This window comes from Sulfurimonas sp., assembly GCF_041583195.1.
In the GTDB taxonomy this organism is placed as follows: Bacteria; Campylobacterota; Campylobacteria; order Campylobacterales; family Sulfurimonadaceae; genus Sulfurimonas.
Genome location: NZ_JBFHGL010000002.1, coordinates 56010 through 77925 on the forward strand (window position 1 = coordinate 56010; position 21916 = coordinate 77925).

The following is a 21916-nucleotide window of genomic DNA, read 5'->3' on the forward strand; positions in this document are numbered from 1 at the left end:
TTAATGACAATCACGTAATGTTTTTTCTGGATTTGAAATATATTCATATCCGCTATATATTGTAAATACACCGTAAAATAATACGGCTATAGATGCTAAAGACACTAACATATTTCTAAAATTTGTCGCTAAATTTAAACTGCTTAGAGTTCCAAGACCAAACATAGCTGGTATTGTACTCAAACCAAATATAAACATAACTAAAGCTCCGTAAATTGGATTTGCAGTACTTGCCGCTGTAATTGCAAAAAAGTACACAAAACCACATGGTAATAAGCCGTTTAACATACCTAAAAGATAAAAACTCATATTTGATTTTGAGTTCATTATCTTTGTAAAACTGCTTTTATAAAATTTTGTATCGCTTAATGATTTACCGCCGATGCTAAGTGATTTCATCTTACCCATAAGAGATAAGCCCGCTAGTATCATAGCTACTCCGGCTACTATTAAAAGTATACCATTTGCATTATTTGAAAAAACTACAACACCGCCCAAATAGCCAAAAAGTGCTCCTAAAACAGTATATGTAGTTATACGCCCAAAAGAATATAAAAGGTGTGCAACACTTTTTGACACTTTAGAAGAGAGTGGATCAATTTTGATATTTGAATATGCCATAACTATACCGCCGCACATACCTATACAATGCCCAAACGATCCTAAAAATGCAATGGATAAAATAGTTAATATATTTACACTCTCCATTTAGTTATTCCCTTGCAGTTTTTTTCTTATCAGTGGATTATTCATAGTCTCTCCACGAAGCATCTTAAGTTGCATCTCATCAAAATCTATAAAGCCATCTTGTTTGTTCTCATATGCTCCAAAACCATACCCCATAGGAGTCTCATCGTTAGATGAGTAATAAGCTTTTTTTGCATCTATATATTTTTTAGTATCTACACTCATGACCCATATTTTAGCATCATTTTCAAATTCTTTATCTTTAAGCCACTTTGCCATACCGCCGTGATCATGAAAAAAGTATGTCTTACCGCTAGGAGATACAACCTGTGATGCAAAAGAGAGATCATCTATAACCATTCCGCAGTCGCTGTCTTGGAAATGGCCAAGCTTTATTTCTAAAGGCAGTTTTTTTAGATTGCCCTCTTTTACGACAACCATACCACCGCTTGCTCCAAGCATTAAAAATACACTTACAATCACTGCAATTATAATAACTACGACTAAAATATTTTTCATCTTCTCTTTTTACCCTTGCCAAGATCATCACAGATCAAAAACTCAGCCAAATCTTCTTTTGTTTCATCATCTAAAGTATCCCAAATAGCTACCTTTTGTGCATATCTTTTTAGGTCTTCTTTTTTTGACTTTTCTATATCTCTAATTAAGTAGTGATAGCGTACCATATTTTTTGTATATTTACTTACAAAAGGCCAGTTTTTTATGATCTGATAAGATCGTTCTTCATGATCTGTGAAACTGTATTCATTAAACTCACGATCCTCATCATCTTTAATAAAGGCGGTAAAAGGTTTACCAATATCGTGTAAAACTGCAGCAGCTAAAAGCTTATAGTGACCTTTTTTTAAAATGTGGTAAACTACACGTAAAGTATGCACTAATACTCCATGTTGATGCCACTTATTTTGAGTAAAAAAAAGTGATTTTAAAAAAGGTTTTGAAAGAAAAAAATTGTTGGTCTCATTCATGAAAATTATTTTACATTATTCGTGCTATTTTTAAGCTTATTTCTAAATATTTGAAAATGGGTGACATACATCTACAGTCTCACTCAAATGCTGTTTTTGAATATGTGTATATACTTGGGTTGTTATAAGAGAAGCATGACCTAAAAGCTCTTGAACAACTCTTAGATCAGCCCCTCCTGTTATAAGTGCAGTTGCGTATGAATGGCGAAGTACGTGTGGAGATACGCCTAAATATTTTTGAGTTATCTTAAAAGCAGATACCCTGCTTAATCTATCACCCTTATAATTACACCATAAAAAATCTTTTTCATACGGCATGGCATCTAAATACCTTTTTAGCGCATCTAATGCCACTTTTGCAACCGGTACCAAACGTTCTTTATCACCCTTAGCGTGACGCACAAGAAGCCATTCTCCATCCATATCTTCTTTGGTAAGGCTCAAACACTCGCTGATCCTCACACCTGAAGCATATAAAAAGTATAAAAGTGCCGCATCACGCAGACCGAGCCAGTTAGTAGTATCACATAGTTTTATACCGGCACTTAGCTGATCAAGTGAGAGAAACTTTGGTAAAAGTTTTGGTATCTTTGCACTTTTTAATTTTGTTTTTTCCTGCACAAAATTACTACTGTAACAAAAATCGAAAAATGCATTTACAGATGAGAGTTTACGGTTTAGCGTGCGTTTGTTTTCATACTTTGAGAGTAGGTTTAAAAGTTTGTCTGAATCTATGTTAATTAAAGGTGAGTCTAGTTCTGCCTCTATGGATGAGAGATCACCCATATAAGCCTCAATTGATTTTTTGTTTAGTGCTTTTGTTACACTTATATATTCTAAAAAAGCTTCTAACTCTTTACTGAACTGAGATGTACTCATCTTCTATATAAAAAGTCTTATCGTTTACATGGATGTAGCCCTCTTCTACATCAACTTCATATACATCATACTCTAACAAATCCTTACTGAACTCTATTAAATATCCCTCTTTTTCCAGTGCATAAATTTTATCACCTGTAGCTATAAGAGCTAAAAAATGGGCAAAAGGGAATTTTACTTTTTCATTAACTCCAAGTTCAGAGTTTAAAGAGACAATATCCCCCTGCTTAGTTGCTACATATATATTGTTGCCATCAGTAATGATAGATCTCGCTTCATACTCTACCCTTACCTCTTTTTGACCAAAAGAGAGTATCTTAGTACCTGTTGCTGCTATGAATTTATCATTAACTATGTTAAAGTAAATAATATTATTGAAGTTATCTTCACTTGATACAATAATACTTCTTAGTTTTTTGTTTTGAGTAGAACTTATGATAACTACTTTTCCATCCAACGTTAGAAAAAGTACCAAGTCATTCATAAAATATGGTTTTACAACTTTTGAGTTTATAATAATAGGTGGATTTCCCTGCTCTTTTAAAATAGGTTTTTTACTAGATATAGAATAAAGTGCCATCTCATTATCTGCAAAAAGTACGGCTAAAGTATCATTTTTTACACTAGCAGTAGCTACTGATTTCTCTAAATCAAAATTGTGAATCATACTAGGGTCTGATTCATAAGCAAGTGTCATATTTCCATCTAAAGATGCACTTATAACCCAACCGTCACTGTAAGATAAAAAGTATTTATCTTCATCTATAGTAATATTGCTAACCTTTCCCTCTACAAAAACACGTCTGTCTTCTAAAAGAGCACCATCTTGATTAGTTTCTACTATGCTTTGGTTCATATCACCGTAGATTTCCCAATCATCTTTTACTGACTTTGGTTCATATACCTTTTTTGAACTACAGCCACTAAAAACCAGTACAAGAACTGTTAAAAATGTTAAAAATATTTTATGCAATTTTTATTTCACTCCATAATGAAGTAAAGCTAAGACAACTTTGTTTAAACTTGAACTTTGAGGAACTTTTTTTAATTCTTGATGCGCTTTTTCAATCTCATTTTTATTAATAAATAAAATAGCGTTTTGCACAAGTGCCAAATCTTTATAGATTGAATTTTGTTTCATAGAGTATTTTGATAAAGCATCTTGATCAGCACTGCTAGAAGCTAGTTCATAACTGGCAAGATCAGCGACAACAAAAGTTTTAGATGAGCTTAACTCTTTTAAAGCCTTCATATCATTATTTGCTATAGCTTGAGAGTAACTCCACACATCAAAAAGCTCTTTACTTAATGACTCTAGCTCTGACTTTGCATCTACATTAGTAGGATCTTGGTTTAATGCAGATAATGCTACATTTGCCTCTTCTATACTAGCACTCTTATTAGCTTCGTAAATTAAATTTCCCATTACTAATAAAACTACTGCAATAACTGCACCAATCATTACGTTTTTATATTTTTTAACAAACTTTTCAGTTATTACCGCTTTTTCAAAAAACTTCTCTTCTGAGTTAAGCTCGTCTTTAACCATATTTATGTTTTCTTTTAAACTCAAAAAAAATCCTTATATTTTAAGTAGTGCGTAATATTACCTAATAGTTTGTTAAATTTTTATCAAATAAATAACTTTTTTTAGCTACAATAATACAAATTTACATAGTAGGAACTTATATGCAAGTAGATGACACTCTTTTAAAAAAGCTTGAAAAACTATCTTATTTAGAGGTAGATGAGAGTAAAAGAGAAGAGATAAAAGAACAATTATCTGAGATTGTATCTTTTGTAGATAACTTAAGTGAATTAAATACTGATGGTGTAGATGACAAGTTTGCAATGGATGACAGAGCTACATTTACAAGAGACGATATACCATCATGCGATACTCATATAAACGATGAAATATTAAAAAATTCACCAAACAGTGCAGACCACTTTTTTGTAGTACCAAAAATCATAGAATAAAATTCAAGGATCAATATGGCAGAAGAGACAGAACAAACAGAGGGAAAAACAATTGACGTTAGAAAACTTTTAAAAAGTACTCTAGCACTTGGTTCATCTGACTTACACCTTGTTGTTGGTAGTGAACCTCAAATCCGTATAGATAAAGAGTTAAAACCATTAAAGTTACCAAAGCTTACATCTAAAGATGTTGATGCTATGGCGAACTCTTTAATCAAAGAGAAACAAAAGAAAGAGTTTGAAGAATATAACGAACTTGACTTCTCTTTTGAGATAGAAAATGTTGGACGTTTCCGTGCGAACTACTATAAAACAATCGGTGGAACTGCTTGTGCCTTTCGTATGATTCCTATTGAGATCCCTTCACTTGATTCATTTGATTCTCCACCAATCTTTAAAGAGCTTGTAAAAAGAGAAAAAGGTCTTATTCTAGTTACAGGTCCTACAGGTTCAGGTAAGTCTACTACACTTGCTGCTATGCTTAACGAGATCAACTTAACTGAGCGTAAACATATAATTACGGTTGAGGATCCGGTGGAGTTTGTTCATAAAAACAATAAATCTCTTTTTTCTCAGCGTGATGTTGGTAGTTCTACACGTTCTTTCGCTGCAGCACTTAAATACTCACTTAGACAAGACCCGGACATAATCCTAATCGGGGAGATGCGTGATGCTGAAACAATCGGTGCAGCACTAACGGCAGCAGAAACAGGTCACCTTGTTTTTGGAACACTTCACACAAACTCTGCAGCAGGTACGATCAACCGTATTATCGACGTTTTTGATTCTGAACAACAAGGGCAAATACGTGCACAACTTGCTTCATCTTTAGTAGCAGTTATCTCGCAGATGCTTATTCCAAGAATCGGTGGCGGTAAAGTTGCAACACAAGAGATCATGATTACAAATCCTGCTATTTCGAACCTTATTCGTGAAGATAAAGTTCACCAGCTGTACTCACAAATGCAGTTAAATCAGGGTGAAACGCAAATGAAAACTCAAACTCAAGAAATTATGGAACTTCTTCAAAAGAAAACTATATCTAAAGAGAATGCTCTTAAAAACTCTAACAGACCTGAAGAGCTGTTAAAGATTATAGACAATTTATAAGCAATTTTACTAATGTTTTAGGATTTTTCCTAAAACTTCTTCATAATCAAATATTCCAAAAATGTTACATTATATTTTATAACTTTTTATTGTTAATTTTATTTAACACTAATGTAACACTTTAAAAATATACTTACACCAATTATTTAAAGTTTAGGAAAGTATATGAAAAAAATAACAGCTATATCAGCCGTATGTGCACTTGCTATTAGCGCATATGCATCAGACTTGGGAACGATTAAAGTAGAGTCATCAACAATTGATGATAAATTTGAGAATAAAAAAAGTGAAGTTTCAAGTACAACTACAATTAGTGGAGAAAGAGTTGATAAAGAACATGTTGAAAATCTTCAACAAATTCTACAGTCAATTCCTGGTATAACTACTGAATCATCTACTGGTGATACTTTAAAAATACACTTAAGAGGTGTAGAAAACCAAATGTATATGGGTGAAAAACCGGGTGTTGCAGTTGTAATTGACGGTGTACCTGTTTTTGAGAGAACTGGTAAAGTAAATATAGACCTTGACAATATTGAAAGCGTAAAAGTTATAAAAGGTGGAGCATCTTATCTATTTGGTGATGACGCATTATCTGGTGCCGTGATTATTACAACAAAAAGAGGTGCAAAATATAACCACAACTATGGTGCAGTTGAAGTCGGAAGTGATGGATATAAAAAAGCTGTTGCAAGAACAGGATATGCAAATGATGATTTAAGTTTTCACGTTCAAGCGAGTACAAGATCTGCTGATGGATATCATGAAGATTCAGACTATGATACAAAATATCTAAATGGTAAATTACAATACTATATAGATGATAGTTCTGATATCAACCTTGGTGTAGAGTATTCTGAGAGAGAAAAAGACTCACACGGTACTGTTGGCGGTGGTCTTGAAGCTTTAACAAACCCTGAATCTATTTACCTTGGTGATCAGCAAAGTCGTGACTATACAAGAGGATATGATGTTGAACTATTAAAAGCATTCTTAACATATTCAAAAGACTTTGACCATGGTGCGAATCTTTTGGTAAATACTTACATCTATACAGACACTACAGAGTTTATGTCTGCTCCTCAGACTAAAGACTCTAGTGGTAATACAGATCTTACATTAACAGATGACAATTACGTATATGACAACCACTATGAACAAACTCAAAAAGGTGTAAAAGGTGAGTATAGAGATTCATTTAACAGTTCAGCTGCACTAGTTGGTGTTGATTTACGTGCAAATGAGTATGAAAATAAAACTACATTTAGAGCTGCTCAAGCATTAGTAGTTTACGGCGGACCTATGGCTGGTGTATATCCTGACTATTATCAACCTGGTGACTTTAAAAGCAACAATAAAACTGATGAAAACGTATATGCAGTGTATGGAGAATATAAATATGCATTTACTAACTCTTTTAGTGCTACTGCAAACTTAAGATATGACAAGATAAAACTTGACTATACTGATTCAGAAGCAAATGATTTAAATAAAGATTTTTCAGTGTATTCATACAGACTTGGTCTTAACTACCAAATGAGTGATAACTCTACACTATTTGCAAACTATTCTACAGGTTTTCGCGCACCTACAATCTCTCAACTTTTTGCAGGTGATGTAAGTACATGGGGTTCAACTATAAATAATCCGAATCTAAAACCGGAAGAATCACTCAACTATGAAATCGGTGTAAGAGCATTAGCAAACAATATCAAATACGAAGCTTCAATCTTCCAGCTAGATAGAAAAGACTTTATTATGAGAACTTCTGGAAACTATGGTGATACTGATACTACAGATATGTGGGATAATGTAGGTGGAGCTAGACATAGAGGTTTAGAGCTATCAACTATGGGAGAGATTACCGATTCTTTATCTTTTAATATGGCATATACTTATTTAAGAGCTAAATATACTAACTATAGAAACTTTGGTATCACATTGGGTTCAGATGTATACTTCCCTGTTTTTACACCTGCACCTGTAATGACTTATGATGTAACTGGAAATACAATCCCTAGAACATCTAAACATACTGTAAACCTAATTATGGACTACAAAGCTACAAAAGAGCTTTCTTTTATGACTGAAGTAAATGCAAAAAGCAAATATTATGCAGATGATCTAAACCAAATTGAGATTGGTGGTCATGCTACACTAAACCTTATGGCTACGTATAATAGTAAACTTGGTATGTTTGATACTAGCTTCTTTGTAAGAGCTGACAATGTTTTAGATAAACAATATTACACTTCAGCAAGAAGTAGTTCTGATAGAAATGAAGACGGTTTATTTAATTCTGAAGATTTATCTATTACGGTTAATCCTGGAAGAGTATTAACTGCCGGACTTTCTGCAAAATTTTAGAAGAGTTTTATGATGGATATCGAACTTTTAAAAACAATTGTTGACTACGGAATCATCGGTCTTTTAGGTCTTATGAGTTTTATAGCTTTATGGTTTTGGATCGAGCGTATAATGTTTTATAAAAAAGTAGATGTTTCAAAATATAATACCAAAGAAGCTCTGGAGATTGATGTTACAAACAATATTAACATCATCTCTACCTTTGGATCAAATGCTCCATACATAGGTTTACTTGGAACCGTATTTGGGATTATCATAACGTTTTATGCCATGGGACAAAGCGGTGACTTGGATGCTAAAATGATAATGACATCACTTGCACTTGCTCTTAAAGCAACTGCTATGGGACTTTTGGTTGCCATACCTTCAATTATATTTTACAACCACCTAAGCAGAAAAATAGAAGTTATACTTGCAAAATATGATATCCATCAAAAGGAAAACGATCTTGCAAATTAAAAAGTTTGATTCTATCAATGTAGTGCCGTTTATTGATATTATGCTCGTACTGCTTGTGATAGTTCTCACAACAGCTTCTTTTGTTGCAAAAGGAATTATACCTGTTGATCTGCCTGATTCTAAAAGTGCTTCAAAACAGGAAGATATAAAAAATCTAACTATAACTATTAAAGAGAGTGGAGAAGTTTTATTCGACAAAGAAAAAGTCCTTAAAAAAGATATTTCATCTAGATTAGAATCACTTAAAAAAACTACTCCAATCCACATAAACTGCGATAAAAAAGCAGAATTTGAACTCTTTGTAGAGGTTTTAGACATTCTAAAACTCAAAGAGTTTAAAAATCTAGGAATAATTACTCAAAAGGAAAAATAGATGATCGAAATAAATAATAATCGCGATAAAAATGATATATTCGGCATGCCCGTTCTTGGGTTTATCTTTAAAAACCAAAACTTTCTTATGTTTGTAAGAATTCTAGTTCTTGGACTTTTTTTATACGGAATATACCTTGGCTTTGAGGTACAAACAAAAGAGAATACTTTTACACGTTACCTTTTTTGGGGACTGTTTTGGTCACTTTTTATGGTAGTAACTCTAGCTACATTTGGTCGTATCTTTTGCGGTATCTGTCCTCATGGATTTATAGGAAAGTATCTAACTAGATATGGACTTAAAAAAGAGATGCCTAAATGGCTAAAAAATCCTTGGTGGGGTTTAATGCTTATTATAATTGGCTGGTGGGGAGTTTACTATATGTACCCTGGCTTTTTTAAAGCTCCTTTTGCAACAGCGATGCTGTTTACCGTACTAACTTTAATAGCATTTTTAATGTTTTATCTTTATAAAGATATGGAATATTGTAAAAATATCTGTCCAATAGGTTCTTTAACAAAAGCATTTCACCGTATATCTTTTACATGGCTTGGTTCATATAAAAGCGATTGTGGTGATTGTAAAACTTTTGATTGTGCAAAAGCTTGTACATATAATCTAAAACCTTTTACTTTTGATAAAAAGAACTCTATGGAAGACTGTTCTTTATGTATGGATTGTAGTGCAGCTTGTGAAGGTATTAGTTTTAAAATGGTAAAACCTGGAAAGTCTTTATATCAAAAATTTAAAATTGATAAGATAGAAGTTTGGACATATATACTTATAGCTGCAGCAATTTCAATTACAATGAGCTTTCATCATGGTTTAGGTAGAAGTAAAGCAGCTGAATTTATGCCTTGGACTAAAGCGGCAAACTGGTTTGAAAACACTTTTGGTGCAGTTAGTTTTGATCTTGTCGGCTTATTTGCATTTATGTTCTCAAATTTACTTGTTTTATTTTTTGTGCTCTCTGGAATGTTTATAGCTTCAAAAGCTCTAAAAGCCGATTATTCTAAAACTTTTTATACTCTTGGGTATGCATTTGCACCAATCTTTGTAATTGGCGGATTATCACACCTGTTACATAGTTTCTTTACACATACATATGCAAATATTGCAAACGGTTTTTTATACGGCTTTGGAATTGAAGGTCATGTTGAAAACTTGGCGACACGTAAAGATGCTTGGCTTTCAATCTTTAGTTACTTTCCTTACATAGCTGCTATATGGGCATTTTATATTTTATATACACGTGTGAATCTGTTTGAAGCAAGTAAAAAGGCAAAAACTGTAGCCTATATATTTGCTTCACTTTTAATCGTATTCTTTTTATCTCTTAACTTATTTAGAATCTATGCAATGCACACATACGGAAAAGCAACATCAGGGCACTCTCACCATGGTGAACATCCTAACAGCACAGCTAAAATGTTCCAAAGTGTAAGTCCAAATAAAGCGATCATCTTACAAAAAGGTGAGAATGCCAAATCTTGTTCACAATGTGGTATGAAGCTACCTATGTTTTACAAAACTAATCATGCAGCAACTGATTCAAAAGGAGAAGTAAAACAATACTGCTCTATTCATTGTATGCTGGATCATAAGCACAGTGAAGCAACAACAAGTGAGAAAGTTGTAGATACTATCAGCTTAACATTCATAGATGCGAGATCTGCATTTTATGTAGTAGATAGCAGTAAGAAAGGTACTATGAGTAAAATTAGCAAATATGCATTTAGTACAAAAGAAAAAGCTGAAGCATTTGCCAAAGAAAATGGTGGTAAAATTATGTGCTATAAAGATGCTCTCAAGGTAGCTGAGCAAGATTTTTAAAATAAAGAGGATAAATGATAGACAGGGTATTAAAATTTTTTATTGAAAATTATAAAGTAAACTATACCCTCTTTATCCTGCTTTTTGCAGCAGGTATCTACTCCTATACACAAATTCCAAAAGAGATATCACCTACAATTGAGCCAAATTCGGTAACGATCAGCGGATCATACACTGGAGCTTCCGTAGATCTATTAAATAGAATTGCTGTAAGTGAGATAGAAGCAGAGACTAAAAACCTCAGCGGTGTAGCAGAGATATCATCAGGTATATCTCCAGGTCGTTTTGCCATAACTTTAGAGCTTGAAGACGGAGCCGACAAACAAGAGGTTACAGATTCCGTAAAAGACGTTATATCGCTTGTAAGACAGAACCTTCCATCAGACATGGATGAACCTATTGTTAGGGGTGTTGCACACTCTAGAAGTATTATGCATGTCTCTATCCGCTCATCAAAAATATCAAGAGGCGAGTTAAAAACACTTGCAAAAGATTTTAAAAACAAACTTTTTAACATTAAAAATGTATCTGAGGTCAGAATCTTTGGTGATTCTGATCTTATTTATGAACTTATCATAGATGAGAACAAAGTACACGCATATGGTCTTGTACTAAGTGATGTAACCAAAGTATTATCTGAACTATCACATATATTTCCACTTGGCAAAATAGACAATATAAAAGAGCAATACTACATATCTACATATAATGGTAAAAAACTATCAAGTGATCTGGAAAACACCATACTAAATATAAACGATCAGCAGATCATGCTAAAAGATATAGCTGCGGTAAATAAAAAATATGAAGATGCATCGACTTTAGCTAGTATGAACGGTAAAAATTCTATTACTTTAGCTATATCTCAAAACCCTCTAGGCGATGCCATAGAGATAGCTGATGATATAAAAGAGTTGATATCAAAAATGAAAGTAGATGATGCTATATTTGACATAAGACGTGATCAGTCAATCATAATAAAAGACAGATTAAATATTATTATCTCAAACATCATACTCGGTATTTTACTAATTACAATTTTAACGGCAGTTTTAATAAATATCCGTATAGCTTTTATCATAGCTTTGGGGATACCTACATCTTTCATTATAGGCTCCATATATTTTTACTTTACAGGTTACAGTATAAATGTGAACTCACTTATAGGTGTGCTTATAGCAATAGGTATAATTGTTGATGATGCCATAGTTGTTAGTGAAAATATTCAACAGTATATTGAAAAAGGCTACAAAGCAAGTGAAGCTGCATTTCTTGGTGCAAAAGAGATGGCCAAACCTGTAACAATTGCATCTTTGACTACACTTTTTTCATTTATACCTCTACTTATGATCAGCGGAAGACTTGGAGATATTATTGAACTGATTCCAATCGCTTTTTCTGCCCTTGTAATTGCCTCTTTAATCGAGTCATTTATATTTTTACCGATCCATGCTACACATACACTAAATTCTAATGCCAAGACACTTTCTTGGGAGAAAGTAAACAACTTATATGCCGATGCACTAAGAGCTTGTGTAAAGTATCAGAAAAGTTTTTTAACTGTGTTTATAATTATTGTCCCTGTTTTAATATTCATAGCTATTAAAACTTCTAAATTTCAAATGTTTCCTGCATTTGATGCAACAAGTGTAGACATAACTTTCAAAGCAAAGCCTACTACTACTTTGGAGGACTCTATAAAAATAGTTCAGACTATTGAAATGGATCTTTTAAAAAACAAAGATAAATTTTTTATAGAGCATGTAAGTTCAACTGCAGGTTATAGAAGAAGTGCTACGGGTGATGCAGAGATGTACCCTTATGTTGGATACATAACCGTTGAACTACAAAAACAAAAGCCTCAAAATTTTCTAGATAAATATATAACTCCATATCTGAGTTTATACTATAACGCTGAGGGTAGAACCAGAGAAAAATCATCGCAGCAGATCTCAAAAGAGATCAGAGAGTTTTTAAAAGAGCAAAACTATAAAAAAACTTTTACACTTTCAAACTTGATGGTAGTAGAGAAAAAGATGGGTCATGCAAAAGCAGATGTACGCATAGGTGTAGTCAGTGAAGATTATCAAAAAGCTATTAAAGCCATTAAAGAGTTAGAAGACGGTTTTGCCAAAATAGACGGTATCAAATACTTTGGAGATAATGTAAAACTCGGAATTGATGAGATCAAACTAAAGATCAACTCTTATGGAGAAGCATTAGGTATTACTGAGAAATACGTAGGTAATTATATATCTGAGCTTTTCCTCTCAAAAAAAATCGGGACAATCTTTGATGAAAATGAGCTTGTAGATATAAAGATAAAATCGACAAACTACGACAAAGATCTGGAGAGTTTTAAAGCGCTGCAAATTCCGCTTAGAGACGGAACACTTGTAAGACTAAAAGATATATGTGATTTTAAAACGATTCAGTCCTTAGAACAACTTGTAAAAGATGATGGCGAAACAAGCTTTTATGTGTTTGCAAATGTCAATGCGAAAGTGATTACTGCAAACGAAGTCATAGAAAAAATAACACCGATCATAAACAAGTTAAAAAAAGAAGGAATTGATCTGAAGTTTAAAGGTGAGAGAGAAAAAACTCAAACACTAAAAACAGAGATGGTACTTGCATCAGTTTTAGCAATAGCACTTATTTTCATATCTATTCTTTATCTGTTTAATTCACTAAGAGAGACATTGATAGTAATGTCGGTTATACCGTTTTCACTGCTTGGTATTTTTATAGGTCACTATATAATGGGTTTAAATATATCTCTGCCGTCTTTAATTGGTGCTCTTGGACTTGCCGGAGTTATAGTAAATGATGGTATTATAATGATGGCTACACTAAATTCCGCAAGTTCTAAAGATAATATCTACACTCTTGCAGCAAAACGTTTTCGTCCAATTATTCTAACATCTATCACTACTATTATAGGTTTATCATCACTGATCTTTTTCGCAACTGCTCAAGCCGTTTCTTTTCAACCACTTGCCGTAACTTTGGGTTACGGTCTGTTATGGGGGACTATCTTAAACTTATTTTATCTACCGACAATGTATAATTTCACTAAAAGTTTTAAACATGAATAGATACCTCTCGTCATTTATCATTACAAGTTTTATTTATGTTAGCCTAATAGCAGGTGCTGTTGTATTCTTTTCAAACGACAATACATTCTCTGATAAAAAAATGGATAAACCAAATGTTATCAGTGTAAATATGATCTCTCAGCCGAAAACTCCAAAAAAACCGATCAAGAAAAAAATAGTTAAAGAAAAGAAAAAAGTTGTAAAGAAAAAACCTATTAAAAAGAAGGTTGTAAAAAAAGTTATAAAAAAAGAAACACTACCAAAAAAGATAGAACAAAAACCTGTAGAAGAGATTATAGAAAAAGAGATAAAAGAAGAAATAGTTGAAGAGGAACCTATAGTTCAAGAGACTACTAATACAGAAGTTAAACAGCAGGTTATTGCAACAAAAAAAACAGAAGTAAATCTTGATGAGATAAGAGCGAAACAAAATATTTTTTTTACAAAAGTAAGAAATAAAATTGATCAAAACAAAACATATCCAAGATCTGCAAGACGTAGAGGCATTGAGGGTGATGTAGAAGTAAGTTTTAGTTTATGCAATGATGGAAATGTAAAAGATATTGAGTTTTTATCAGGTAAAAAAGTATTTAAAGAATCAATTATAAAAGCGATAGAGAACAGTTTTCCTATGGAAGTAGATCAGTCACTTTTCACTTTTCCAAAACAGTTCAAAATATCTGTAAAATATATACTAAGCTAGATTACAAAATCACCTTAAAAAAGATTAGGCTAAAAGCCATAACACCCATACCAAGCACTATTCCTAATATTGTTGTATGAGCATTGCCGTATATTCTTGCTGCAGGAAGCAACTCATCAAAACTAATATAGATCATAATCCCTGCAACCATTCCAAAAGTTATTCCAAGTGTCATATCACCCATGAGGGGTAGTAAAATAAAAAAACCTATCAATGCCCCTATAGGTTCTGCTATTCCACTTCCAAAAGCATAGTAAAATGCCTTTTTTTTATCTCCCGTTGCATGATAGATTGGAAGACTTACCGCCATCCCCTCAGGGATGTTATGAATTGCTATTGCAAGGGCTATAGGTATACCAAGTGCTAACCCGTCTAAAGCTGAAACAAATGTTGCAAACCCTTCTGGAAAATTATGAATACCTATTGCAATAGCGGTAAATATACCAGTTCTTTTAAGTGCCTTTGTACTTACATCTTCTGAACTGCTAGGCTTTAGTTCACTAAGCTCATTTTGTGATTTTAACTCATGCGGATTTACATCTTCTGGGATCACTCTATCTATAAAAGCAGCTAATCCTATTCCTGCGAAAAATGTAGCAAGAGCTAAACTCTCACCAATTATTTCACCGTAAATTGGTTTAAATGCATCTTGTGATTTTATTAATATCTCCATGAATGAGATATATATCATTACACCGGCTGAAAAACCCATTCCAATCGATAAAAAGTTATAATTACTTGTTCTGGAAAAAAAAGCAAGCATAGCACCTATACCTGTTGAAAGACCTGCTAGTATAGTGAGTAATAAAGCAGGGAAAAAAACTTCAGGTGCTAAATTTTCCATTTTAATGAATGTTTTTCTTTATCTCGGCAATAAACTCATGGATATCATCATAAAGGTCTTGTAGATCCTCTTCATGTTCTACCTCATCAGCTAATATTTGAGATGCCATATCATAAGTTACAATATCTTTGTCACGCGTAATATCAACAATTTCCGAATACACGCTAATAGCACACTGCTCACCTTTTATAGCCTGTTCTAGTACAGAAAGTACATCCGGATCTTCTGGAGCTTCATACCCGCAGTTTGAGTATTTTGTCCAATCATTTGGATGAAGTACCGGAGTTCCTCCAAGTTGCATCATACGATCAGCCACCATATTCGCATGTCTTAACTCATCAGCTGCATGTTGATCAAGCTCAGCTATTGCCGCATCTTTCATCAAACCTTTTACAACTTTTGATTCTATAAAATACTGATAATAAGCTAGCCACTCATCACAATACGCTCTATTTAAAAGCTCTGTTACTTTCTCTGCTTCTATACCTTTTAATATAGATATACCACGCTTTGCCATAACTGTCTCCTTTAAACATAAACTATCTAATATTGTAGAAGATATAACTTAAAGGAAAATGATTATTATTTACTAGTTTATTTTTTTTCTTTTCTAAATCTGATCATTTTAAAACGCTCACCCAAGAAGTTAGGCATAATCAGTATCTTTGCTTTTTCGAGTTCCTGTTTATATATCTTTTCATCTACATTTTCTTTTAACATCTCTAAAAGTTCTAATATTCCCATATCTACTAAAGCTACCATTTGAGCTTTAAACTCAACAAATTCTACACCTACATCTGCATATGCATCTTTAACATGCTCAAACGTTACATCGTAAGTTATGTCAGTGGAGCCAAAAAGTTCATCTCTTTTTATCTCATTTCCCTCTTCATCTTTATCTTGAAAGAAAGGTATAACATCGTGTTTTTTATATACACGAAGAGAAAAGTCCGGACGCGCTTGCATTTCACCATAATCAAAGCTCATAAACTCAAATTTATCTGCAGCCTGTTCCATCTCACGTGCAAACTCTTCATAACCTACAGCTATCTCACCTCTATCTTTATGATACTTCTGTGCTTTTTGGCTTACCCACTCATTATCTACGTCAAACTCAACATTATGATCCTCTTCTACGCGTGCTGTTTTACCTTTGTAATATAACTCACATGGAAATGCATCAAAGATCTCATTAGCTATAAAAAAAGCATTTTCACACTTTAGCTCACTTAAAGATTTGTAATGTGTAAGACTGACTGCATCTCCAAAACTCTCTTTAAAGTAGTTTTTCTGAAACTCTTGCAAATCTTCAAAGCGCTCTATAATTACAAATTTTAAACTCTCCAATAATTCAGGACGAAGTGTATATATAAACTGTACTACATCAGCTAAGAAATAACCGTGATGTGCTCCGATCTCACATATAGTGCTGTCTTTTTTTAAAAAACCTTCATCAACCAACGACACTATATGTTTAGCTATACATCCGCCAAAAAATCTGCTTGTACTTACAGCCGTGTAAAAGTCACCTTTTTTACCGATCTCTTTATAACTAGCATAATATCCGTCTTTTCCATATAACCAATCGGTCATATATTCACTAAATTTTCTATCCATTTTAATCTTTTTTATACATCTCATATAGAGTTAATAACTCTAGTTGTTTATCTATATCATAAATCTTAGAATCTAACTCCGCCATCTCAAAAGAGTTTTTAAGAAGCTCTACATCATACTCTGTTTTATACCCTGCTTTATACAACTCTGTAGTATCATCAAGAAGTTTTTTATAGATATCTTTATTTTCAACACTTAGTTGTTTTTTCTTATCCAGATTATCTATGTTTTGCATAACCTGATCATATATAGCACTAAGTTCACGTTTTTTATCTTCAACTACTACTTTGGCTTTTAAATAATCAACTCTTGAAGATGATACATCCACAAAAGTATTTATATTTAAAGGTATACTTGCTTTTACACCGTAACTATATGATGTATTTTCAGGTCTGTCAAAAGTACCGAACATTTTTGTTTCGTCAGTCCAAGTATAATCTGCAATAAAATCAACTTTTGGAAGATACTTTGCAATTGTTACATCTTTAAAATATCTGTTTTTTTCTACTTCGCTGTCACTCATTTGAAGTACTATATTGTAAGTTAAAAAATCATCTTTAGATAACACACCCAAACTTGGAATACGAGCCTCTTTATAGTTCATATCACTTAGAGCTTCAAAACTTGATATTAAACGCTCTTTATTGGTCTCTATATCATATAAAGCTTGAATAACAACGTTTCTGTCTATAATTGCATTATCTAAAAAACTTGAATCAAGCTGTCCGCTTAAATATTGCTCTTTGACCTGTTCAAGTGCTATCTCGGTATTTCTTATTTGCAGGTTTTGACGTTTTACCCTTAGATCTATCTGCTTGATCTGCATAAGGATAGATATAGCGTCTTTAACTAGTTTTCTTTTCTGTACATCTACTGAATAATTTGCATATTTTCCGCTAGCTGTAGCATATTTGATCCCGTAGTAAATACCGCCGCTTTGAAAAATAGGTTGAGTCCATGTTACAGATGCACTTTCTTGATCCCACTCACTCTCACTAGCTGCTGCAGTTGATGTAGCTTCATCTTCTTGTTTATTTTTTGTAAAACTGTAGTTAAGCATAAAAGGTGCTATCCAAGAATCACGAAGCTTAGAACTTTCAGCTTCATTTTTCTCATAGCTATACTCGAACTGTTGCTTTTTTGAATCGCTAATATATTTTTCTAGCGATTCATTTAACTGTTCCTCAGCATTAGCAATATTACAAAGAACTAAGAGCGCTATCCAAAGATTTAAAACCTTCATCCATTTCCTCTTTTGTAATTGTAAGCGGTGGTAAAAGTCTTAATGTATTTCTACCAGCCTTTAGAACCATAACTCCTTGCTCTCTTGCAGAGTTTATAATTGCAGCCAATGTCTCTGCATCTTTAACACGCAGTCCGCACATCATACCTATACCAACTTTTTCAGTAAAAAGATTTGTATACTTTTTATATAACTTCTCAACAGCTTGATTAAACAGCAAAGTATTGATCTCTAAATCACCGCTTTTTTTGTAATCTTTTAATATATCTATAACTGTACACGCTGCAGTTGAGCTTAGATAGTTTCCACCAAAAGTTGAACCGTGATCACCTGCGCCCAAAACTCCTTTAAGAGAAGTCATTACAACACCTATAGGTACACCTCCACCTAAACCTTTTGCAAGAGTTATAATGTCAGGCTCAATTTCATAAACCTGAGATGCTGTGAACTCACCTGTTCTGTATACTCCTGTTTGAACCTCATCTACAATTAAAAGTACACCTCTTTCTTTTAAAAGTTTTGCAAGTGCTTTAACCTCTGCTTTATCCTGAGGTTGAACACCACCCTCACCTTGAACAAGTTCAATCATAACTGCACATGTATGATCATCTATAAGAGATTCAATATGATTCATGTCATCTGCATATACAAAACCATCAGGAAACGGTCCGAAGTAGTTATGCATAGATTCTTGTCCGGTTGCTTTTACAGTAGTAATTGTACGTCCGTGGAAAGACTGCTGAAGTGTTATAACTTTATATCTTTTAACTTTTCCATCATCACTCTCACCCCATTTTCTAGCTATTTTTATAGCACCCTCATTTGCTTCAGCACCGCTGTTTCCGAAAAAACACTGCATATCATAACCGCTAGCTTCAACTATTTTTTGAGCAGCTTTAGCTTGTGGAGCTATATTGTAAAGATTTGATATGTGTGTAATGTTTGATATTTGTTTAGTTATAGCAGTATTCAAAGTCTCATTTGCATGACCGACACTACATACACCTATACCAGAAGTAAAATCTATATATTTTTTTCCATCTGCATCTTTAAGAGTTGCATTTTTCCCGCTTACAAACTCAACATCTGCACGTGCATACGTAGGCAGTACATATTTTTTATCTAATTCTTGAGTATTCATAATTAAACCTGATATTATTTATTTTTAAACTGAATTATATCTAAAATAATCAAATAGTATTTATCCAAACCATCTCTTCTTGGTAGATGGCACATTTGCCCTCATAACTATGTAGTGATGAAGTTAAATTATTAACACCTTTGACACCACTGTAAATAACTACACAATCATCTCTAAGATCGTCATCTATTTTCACTATTAAATCAACTGAGCCAATTGATGACTTTATCTTTACTAAATCTCCATCGTTAAATCCGTGTGAAGCATTAATATATACGCCATCTTCTCTGTTAAACTGAGAATTTAAACTTTTTGAACTCTTCGGTGTTATTAAAAACAACTTCTCTTCATCCGCTACAAAAGCATCATACTCATCTAAAAATACAAATTCGTCATCGTCTGTATCGAATCCATTTTTGTATGGAATCTCTTCTACACCTTTAACATGCAAGTTTCCTTCTGAATCTTCTTCACAAAAACTTTTAAAATGTTCTATATATTCATCTTCACTTTTTATCTCAATTCCAAACTCATCACATAGATATCTACTCAGCTCGTACTCGCTTATACCGCTGTCAATATCTTTTTGTTTATGCATCTCTGACATTGTGTTATGTGAAAATGATGTACGGATATCATTTTTATACAAAAAGTTTTTAGCAGGGATTACAAGTGAAGCTGCTTCACTTGTTTCATTCTCATATAAACCAAAATAGATTAGATTTTTCACTTTTGAGAGTTCCTCTTTAACTCTGGTACTATTTGGCATTTGTGATAATGGATTTGCACCTTGAACAAATACGCTCTCAAAGTCGGAAAATTTTGTATCAACTTTTGAAACTCTTTTTGCTTTAGTATTAAAGGGTGAGCTTATCCCTTCACTGGAATTGCCAAGATATGCAACACCACACCCCTCTTTCCCAAAAAGACCTAAATTAACTGCAAAAGCATCAATTGAGCGCATAACATCAGCACCGTCTCTATACTTTTGAATTCCTACGCCACAAACTATGGCTACTTTTTTATCTTTAACCATAGCCAAAATATCACCTATCTCACCAAGTGTTACGTCTATTTTGTCAAGTGTAGCTTTAATCCTGATCGTTTGTGTAAGTTCATAAAAATCTTCATACTCACTTGCATATTTTTTTAAATACTCTTCATCATGTCCATGTTCAATATGTAAAAAGCGACTAAGCAGTATTGCAAGTTCAAGATCTCCGCGTGGCTTGATCTGAACATGAAGATCTGCAGTTTTAGCGGCTTGTGTTTTTACAGGATCTATTACAATTATTTTTTTATCTTTTAATAATGGTAATAGATGAGATGAAGTGGTATGTGGGTTTCTTCCCCAAAGTATTACAACATCAGATTTTGCTATTTGTGAGAGCGGCATATTTTTATTTGATCCGCGACCTTCAACTATTCCAGCCTCCCCTGCACCATCACACAGACTTCCATCTGTAAGTATAGCCCCGTGTGAAGCAAAAAAGTGCCCGACAACTCCTTGTAAAAGAGCAAAATTTCCGGCACTTTTATAATGAAGAATTTTACTTTTTTCACTATTTTGAATGATCTCTTTTAATTTTAAAAGAGCCTCATCCATACTGATCTCACAACCGTTAAATCTAGGTTTTTGAATCTCTTCAAAACCTTCATAGTGATTAAGATGCGGACATAAAAAGCCTTGAGTATGACCTTCTTTTTTGGCAGTTATTTTATCATCTTCATATATTATTTCACATGCATCATAACAGTCAAGAGGACATGCCGTTTTATTCATCTTTTAACTCAATCTTTACAAGGTTTGAAAATACATTTGGCGAATCTATAATTATTTGAGCCATATATTTTGATATATTTTTAGAATCAGCAATATTCACGACTCTGCTAATTTTATACTCTGTCTTTTTCTCATTTATATACACAACTTTATTTTGCGCACCAGAGAGATCATCTCTATTTAAATATATTGTCAATTTTGCTTTTGATATATCAGCAACCTTAGCCAGAGGAGTTGAAAGATTAACAACTTGCCCCGGTTTTACATTTAACTCATAAAGAACAAAACCATTGGCTTTTAAATTTTTATCGCTTACACTACGTTTTAAAACTGCCTCTCTTAGCTTAAGATCAGTTATTTGTACCTTTAGGCTTTGGATCTCTTTTTGTGTACTTAATAGTTGGTTCTCACTATTAATTAAGTCATAATATTCTTTATCTTTTTCAACTTGAGACTTAATTTTCAAACCTTCTACTCTTTTGTAGTTTGTTCGTTTTCTAACAAGTGAGCTCTCTAAATTTTTGACAATTTCCTCATTTGCTACAACTGTGTTTTGTAAATACTCTAGTTTACTTTTTATGTACTTTAACTCTTTTTCATCCAACTCTGAATCGATTTTTATATATGACTCAGATGAAAGTGTTTTTCCTAGATTTTTCTCATCTGCAGATATAACCAATCCAGAAACATTTGAGCTTATATCCCGGATCTCAACCGGCTCTACTTTCGCATAATATTCACTTGCGAACAAAAAAGTCATTGGTAATAGTAAAATAACTAAAAATTTCATTTTATAACCTTGTAGTATCT

At 33.0% G+C, this 21916-nt stretch carries 21 protein-coding genes; 8 read left to right on the forward strand and 13 right to left on the reverse strand.

Annotated elements, in window-relative coordinates:
- The 6 genes from ABZA65_RS02065 to ABZA65_RS02090 all read right to left on the reverse strand — a co-directional run bounded on the left by ABZA65_RS02065 (position 1) and on the right by ABZA65_RS02090 (position 4128).
- Positions 1 to 708 (reverse strand): sulfite exporter TauE/SafE family protein, encoded by a 708-nt coding sequence (locus ABZA65_RS02065; RefSeq protein WP_373070077.1) that lies wholly within the window; start codon positions 706 to 708, stop codon positions 1 to 3.
- Complete coding sequence (locus ABZA65_RS02070; protein ID WP_373070079.1) at positions 709 to 1206, reverse strand: hypothetical protein; 498 nt, start codon at positions 1204 to 1206, stop codon at positions 709 to 711.
- Positions 1203 to 1586, reverse strand: a complete 384-nt coding sequence (locus tag ABZA65_RS02075) for an HD domain-containing protein (protein WP_373070081.1) — start codon at positions 1584 to 1586, stop codon at positions 1203 to 1205. Before ABZA65_RS02075 ends, ABZA65_RS02070 begins: the two co-directional genes overlap by 4 nt.
- Positions 1587 to 1718: 132 nt before the next feature.
- Positions 1719 to 2555: a tyrosine-type recombinase/integrase gene (locus ABZA65_RS02080; protein ID WP_373070083.1), complete on the reverse strand. Its 837-nt coding sequence runs from the start codon at positions 2553 to 2555 to the stop codon at positions 1719 to 1721.
- Positions 2533 to 3528, reverse strand: a complete 996-nt coding sequence (locus ABZA65_RS02085) for a hypothetical protein (RefSeq protein WP_373070085.1) — start codon at positions 3526 to 3528, stop codon at positions 2533 to 2535. Before ABZA65_RS02085 ends, ABZA65_RS02080 begins: the two co-directional genes overlap by 23 nt.
- A 3-nt stretch (positions 3529 to 3531) precedes the next feature.
- Positions 3532 to 4128 (reverse strand): hypothetical protein, encoded by a 597-nt coding sequence (locus ABZA65_RS02090; RefSeq protein ID WP_373070087.1) that lies wholly within the window; start codon positions 4126 to 4128, stop codon positions 3532 to 3534.
- Positions 4129 to 4244: 116 nt separating this feature from the next.
- Between ABZA65_RS02090 and gatC the strand changes: the two genes are divergently transcribed.
- From gatC to ABZA65_RS02130, 8 genes are all read left to right on the forward strand, one after another.
- A complete protein-coding gene (gene gatC, locus ABZA65_RS02095) occupies positions 4245 to 4535 on the forward strand; it encodes an Asp-tRNA(Asn)/Glu-tRNA(Gln) amidotransferase subunit GatC (protein ID WP_373070089.1) in 291 nt (96 codons plus the stop codon).
- 15 nt (positions 4536 to 4550) lie between these two features.
- Positions 4551 to 5645 carry a type IV pilus twitching motility protein PilT gene (locus ABZA65_RS02100; protein WP_373070091.1) on the forward strand — a complete coding sequence of 365 codons (1095 nt, stop codon included), beginning with the start codon at positions 4551 to 4553 and terminating at the stop codon, positions 5643 to 5645.
- Between the two features lie 165 nt (positions 5646 to 5810).
- On the forward strand, positions 5811 to 8012 hold the full coding sequence (locus ABZA65_RS02105) for a TonB-dependent receptor (protein WP_373070092.1): 2202 nt from the start codon (positions 5811 to 5813) through the stop codon (positions 8010 to 8012).
- A gap of 12 nt (positions 8013 to 8024) precedes the next feature.
- Positions 8025 to 8471 (forward strand): TonB-system energizer ExbB, encoded by a 447-nt coding sequence (gene exbB / locus ABZA65_RS02110; protein ID WP_373070638.1) that lies wholly within the window; start codon positions 8025 to 8027, stop codon positions 8469 to 8471.
- Positions 8461 to 8844, forward strand: coding sequence for an ExbD/TolR family protein (locus ABZA65_RS02115; protein WP_373070094.1), 384 nt, complete (start codon positions 8461 to 8463; stop codon positions 8842 to 8844). The genes exbB and ABZA65_RS02115 overlap by 11 nt, the downstream gene beginning before the upstream one ends.
- Positions 8845 to 10677: a nitrous oxide reductase accessory protein NosL gene (locus ABZA65_RS02120; RefSeq protein WP_373070096.1), complete on the forward strand. Its 1833-nt coding sequence runs from the start codon at positions 8845 to 8847 to the stop codon at positions 10675 to 10677.
- Between the two features lie 14 nt (positions 10678 to 10691).
- Positions 10692 to 13775: an efflux RND transporter permease subunit gene (locus ABZA65_RS02125; protein WP_373070098.1), complete on the forward strand. Its 3084-nt coding sequence runs from the start codon at positions 10692 to 10694 to the stop codon at positions 13773 to 13775.
- Positions 13768 to 14478 carry a TonB family protein gene (locus tag ABZA65_RS02130; protein ID WP_373070100.1) on the forward strand — a complete coding sequence of 237 codons (711 nt, stop codon included), beginning with the start codon at positions 13768 to 13770 and terminating at the stop codon, positions 14476 to 14478. Before ABZA65_RS02125 ends, ABZA65_RS02130 begins: the two co-directional genes overlap by 8 nt.
- Position 14479: 1 nt before the next feature.
- Here ABZA65_RS02130 and zupT read toward each other — a convergent pair whose 3' ends face one another.
- The 7 genes from zupT to ABZA65_RS02165 all read right to left on the reverse strand — a co-directional run bounded on the left by zupT (position 14480) and on the right by ABZA65_RS02165 (position 21896).
- Positions 14480 to 15322, reverse strand: a complete 843-nt coding sequence (gene zupT / locus ABZA65_RS02135) for a zinc transporter ZupT (RefSeq protein ID WP_373070102.1) — start codon at positions 15320 to 15322, stop codon at positions 14480 to 14482.
- Between the two features lies 1 nt (position 15323).
- Positions 15324 to 15839, reverse strand: coding sequence for a ferritin-like domain-containing protein (locus ABZA65_RS02140; protein WP_373070104.1), 516 nt, complete (start codon positions 15837 to 15839; stop codon positions 15324 to 15326).
- Between the two features lie 77 nt (positions 15840 to 15916).
- Positions 15917 to 16939, reverse strand: a complete 1023-nt coding sequence (locus ABZA65_RS02145; protein WP_373070106.1) for an SAM-dependent methyltransferase — start codon at positions 16937 to 16939, stop codon at positions 15917 to 15919.
- 1 nt (position 16940) lies between these two features.
- Complete coding sequence (locus ABZA65_RS02150; protein WP_373070108.1) at positions 16941 to 18182, reverse strand: TolC family protein; 1242 nt, start codon at positions 18180 to 18182, stop codon at positions 16941 to 16943.
- Complete coding sequence (locus ABZA65_RS02155; protein ID WP_373070110.1) at positions 18139 to 19323, reverse strand: aspartate aminotransferase family protein; 1185 nt, start codon at positions 19321 to 19323, stop codon at positions 18139 to 18141. Before ABZA65_RS02155 ends, ABZA65_RS02150 begins: the two co-directional genes overlap by 44 nt.
- A 49-nt stretch (positions 19324 to 19372) precedes the next feature.
- Entirely contained in the window at positions 19373 to 21106 is a 1734-nt protein-coding gene (locus tag ABZA65_RS02160) for a molybdopterin-dependent oxidoreductase (protein WP_373070112.1), read from the reverse strand.
- On the reverse strand, positions 21099 to 21896 hold the full coding sequence (locus ABZA65_RS02165; protein ID WP_373070114.1) for an HlyD family efflux transporter periplasmic adaptor subunit: 798 nt from the start codon (positions 21894 to 21896) through the stop codon (positions 21099 to 21101). Before ABZA65_RS02165 ends, ABZA65_RS02160 begins: the two co-directional genes overlap by 8 nt.
- Between the last annotated feature and the right edge of the window lie 20 nt (positions 21897 to 21916).

Coding starts and splice junctions, on each gene's coding strand:
- ABZA65_RS02065 (WP_373070077.1), bottom strand. CDS start 708: ATGGAGAGTGTAAATATATTAACTATTTTATCCATTGCATTTTTAGGA.
- ABZA65_RS02070 (WP_373070079.1), bottom strand. CDS start 1,206: ATGAAAAATATTTTAGTCGTAGTTATTATAATTGCAGTGATTGTAAGT.
- ABZA65_RS02080 (WP_373070083.1), bottom strand. CDS start 2,555: ATGAGTACATCTCAGTTCAGTAAAGAGTTAGAAGCTTTTTTAGAATAT.
- gatC (WP_373070089.1), top strand. CDS start 4,245: ATGCAAGTAGATGACACTCTTTTAAAAAAGCTTGAAAAACTATCTTAT.
- ABZA65_RS02100 (WP_373070091.1), top strand. CDS start 4,551: ATGGCAGAAGAGACAGAACAAACAGAGGGAAAAACAATTGACGTTAGA.
- ABZA65_RS02105 (WP_373070092.1), top strand. CDS start 5,811: ATGAAAAAAATAACAGCTATATCAGCCGTATGTGCACTTGCTATTAGC.
- exbB (WP_373070638.1), top strand. CDS start 8,025: ATGGATATCGAACTTTTAAAAACAATTGTTGACTACGGAATCATCGGT.
- ABZA65_RS02120 (WP_373070096.1), top strand. CDS start 8,845: ATGATCGAAATAAATAATAATCGCGATAAAAATGATATATTCGGCATG.
- ABZA65_RS02125 (WP_373070098.1), top strand. CDS start 10,692: ATGATAGACAGGGTATTAAAATTTTTTATTGAAAATTATAAAGTAAAC.
- ABZA65_RS02130 (WP_373070100.1), top strand. CDS start 13,768: ATGAATAGATACCTCTCGTCATTTATCATTACAAGTTTTATTTATGTT.
- zupT (WP_373070102.1), bottom strand. CDS start 15,322: ATGGAAAATTTAGCACCTGAAGTTTTTTTCCCTGCTTTATTACTCACT.
- ABZA65_RS02140 (WP_373070104.1), bottom strand. CDS start 15,839: ATGGCAAAGCGTGGTATATCTATATTAAAAGGTATAGAAGCAGAGAAA.
- ABZA65_RS02145 (WP_373070106.1), bottom strand. CDS start 16,939: ATGGATAGAAAATTTAGTGAATATATGACCGATTGGTTATATGGAAAA.
- ABZA65_RS02150 (WP_373070108.1), bottom strand. CDS start 18,182: ATGAAGGTTTTAAATCTTTGGATAGCGCTCTTAGTTCTTTGTAATATT.
- ABZA65_RS02155 (WP_373070110.1), bottom strand. CDS start 19,323: ATGAATACTCAAGAATTAGATAAAAAATATGTACTGCCTACGTATGCA.
- ABZA65_RS02160 (WP_373070112.1), bottom strand. CDS start 21,106: ATGAATAAAACGGCATGTCCTCTTGACTGTTATGATGCATGTGAAATA.
- ABZA65_RS02165 (WP_373070114.1), bottom strand. CDS start 21,896: ATGAAATTTTTAGTTATTTTACTATTACCAATGACTTTTTTGTTCGCA.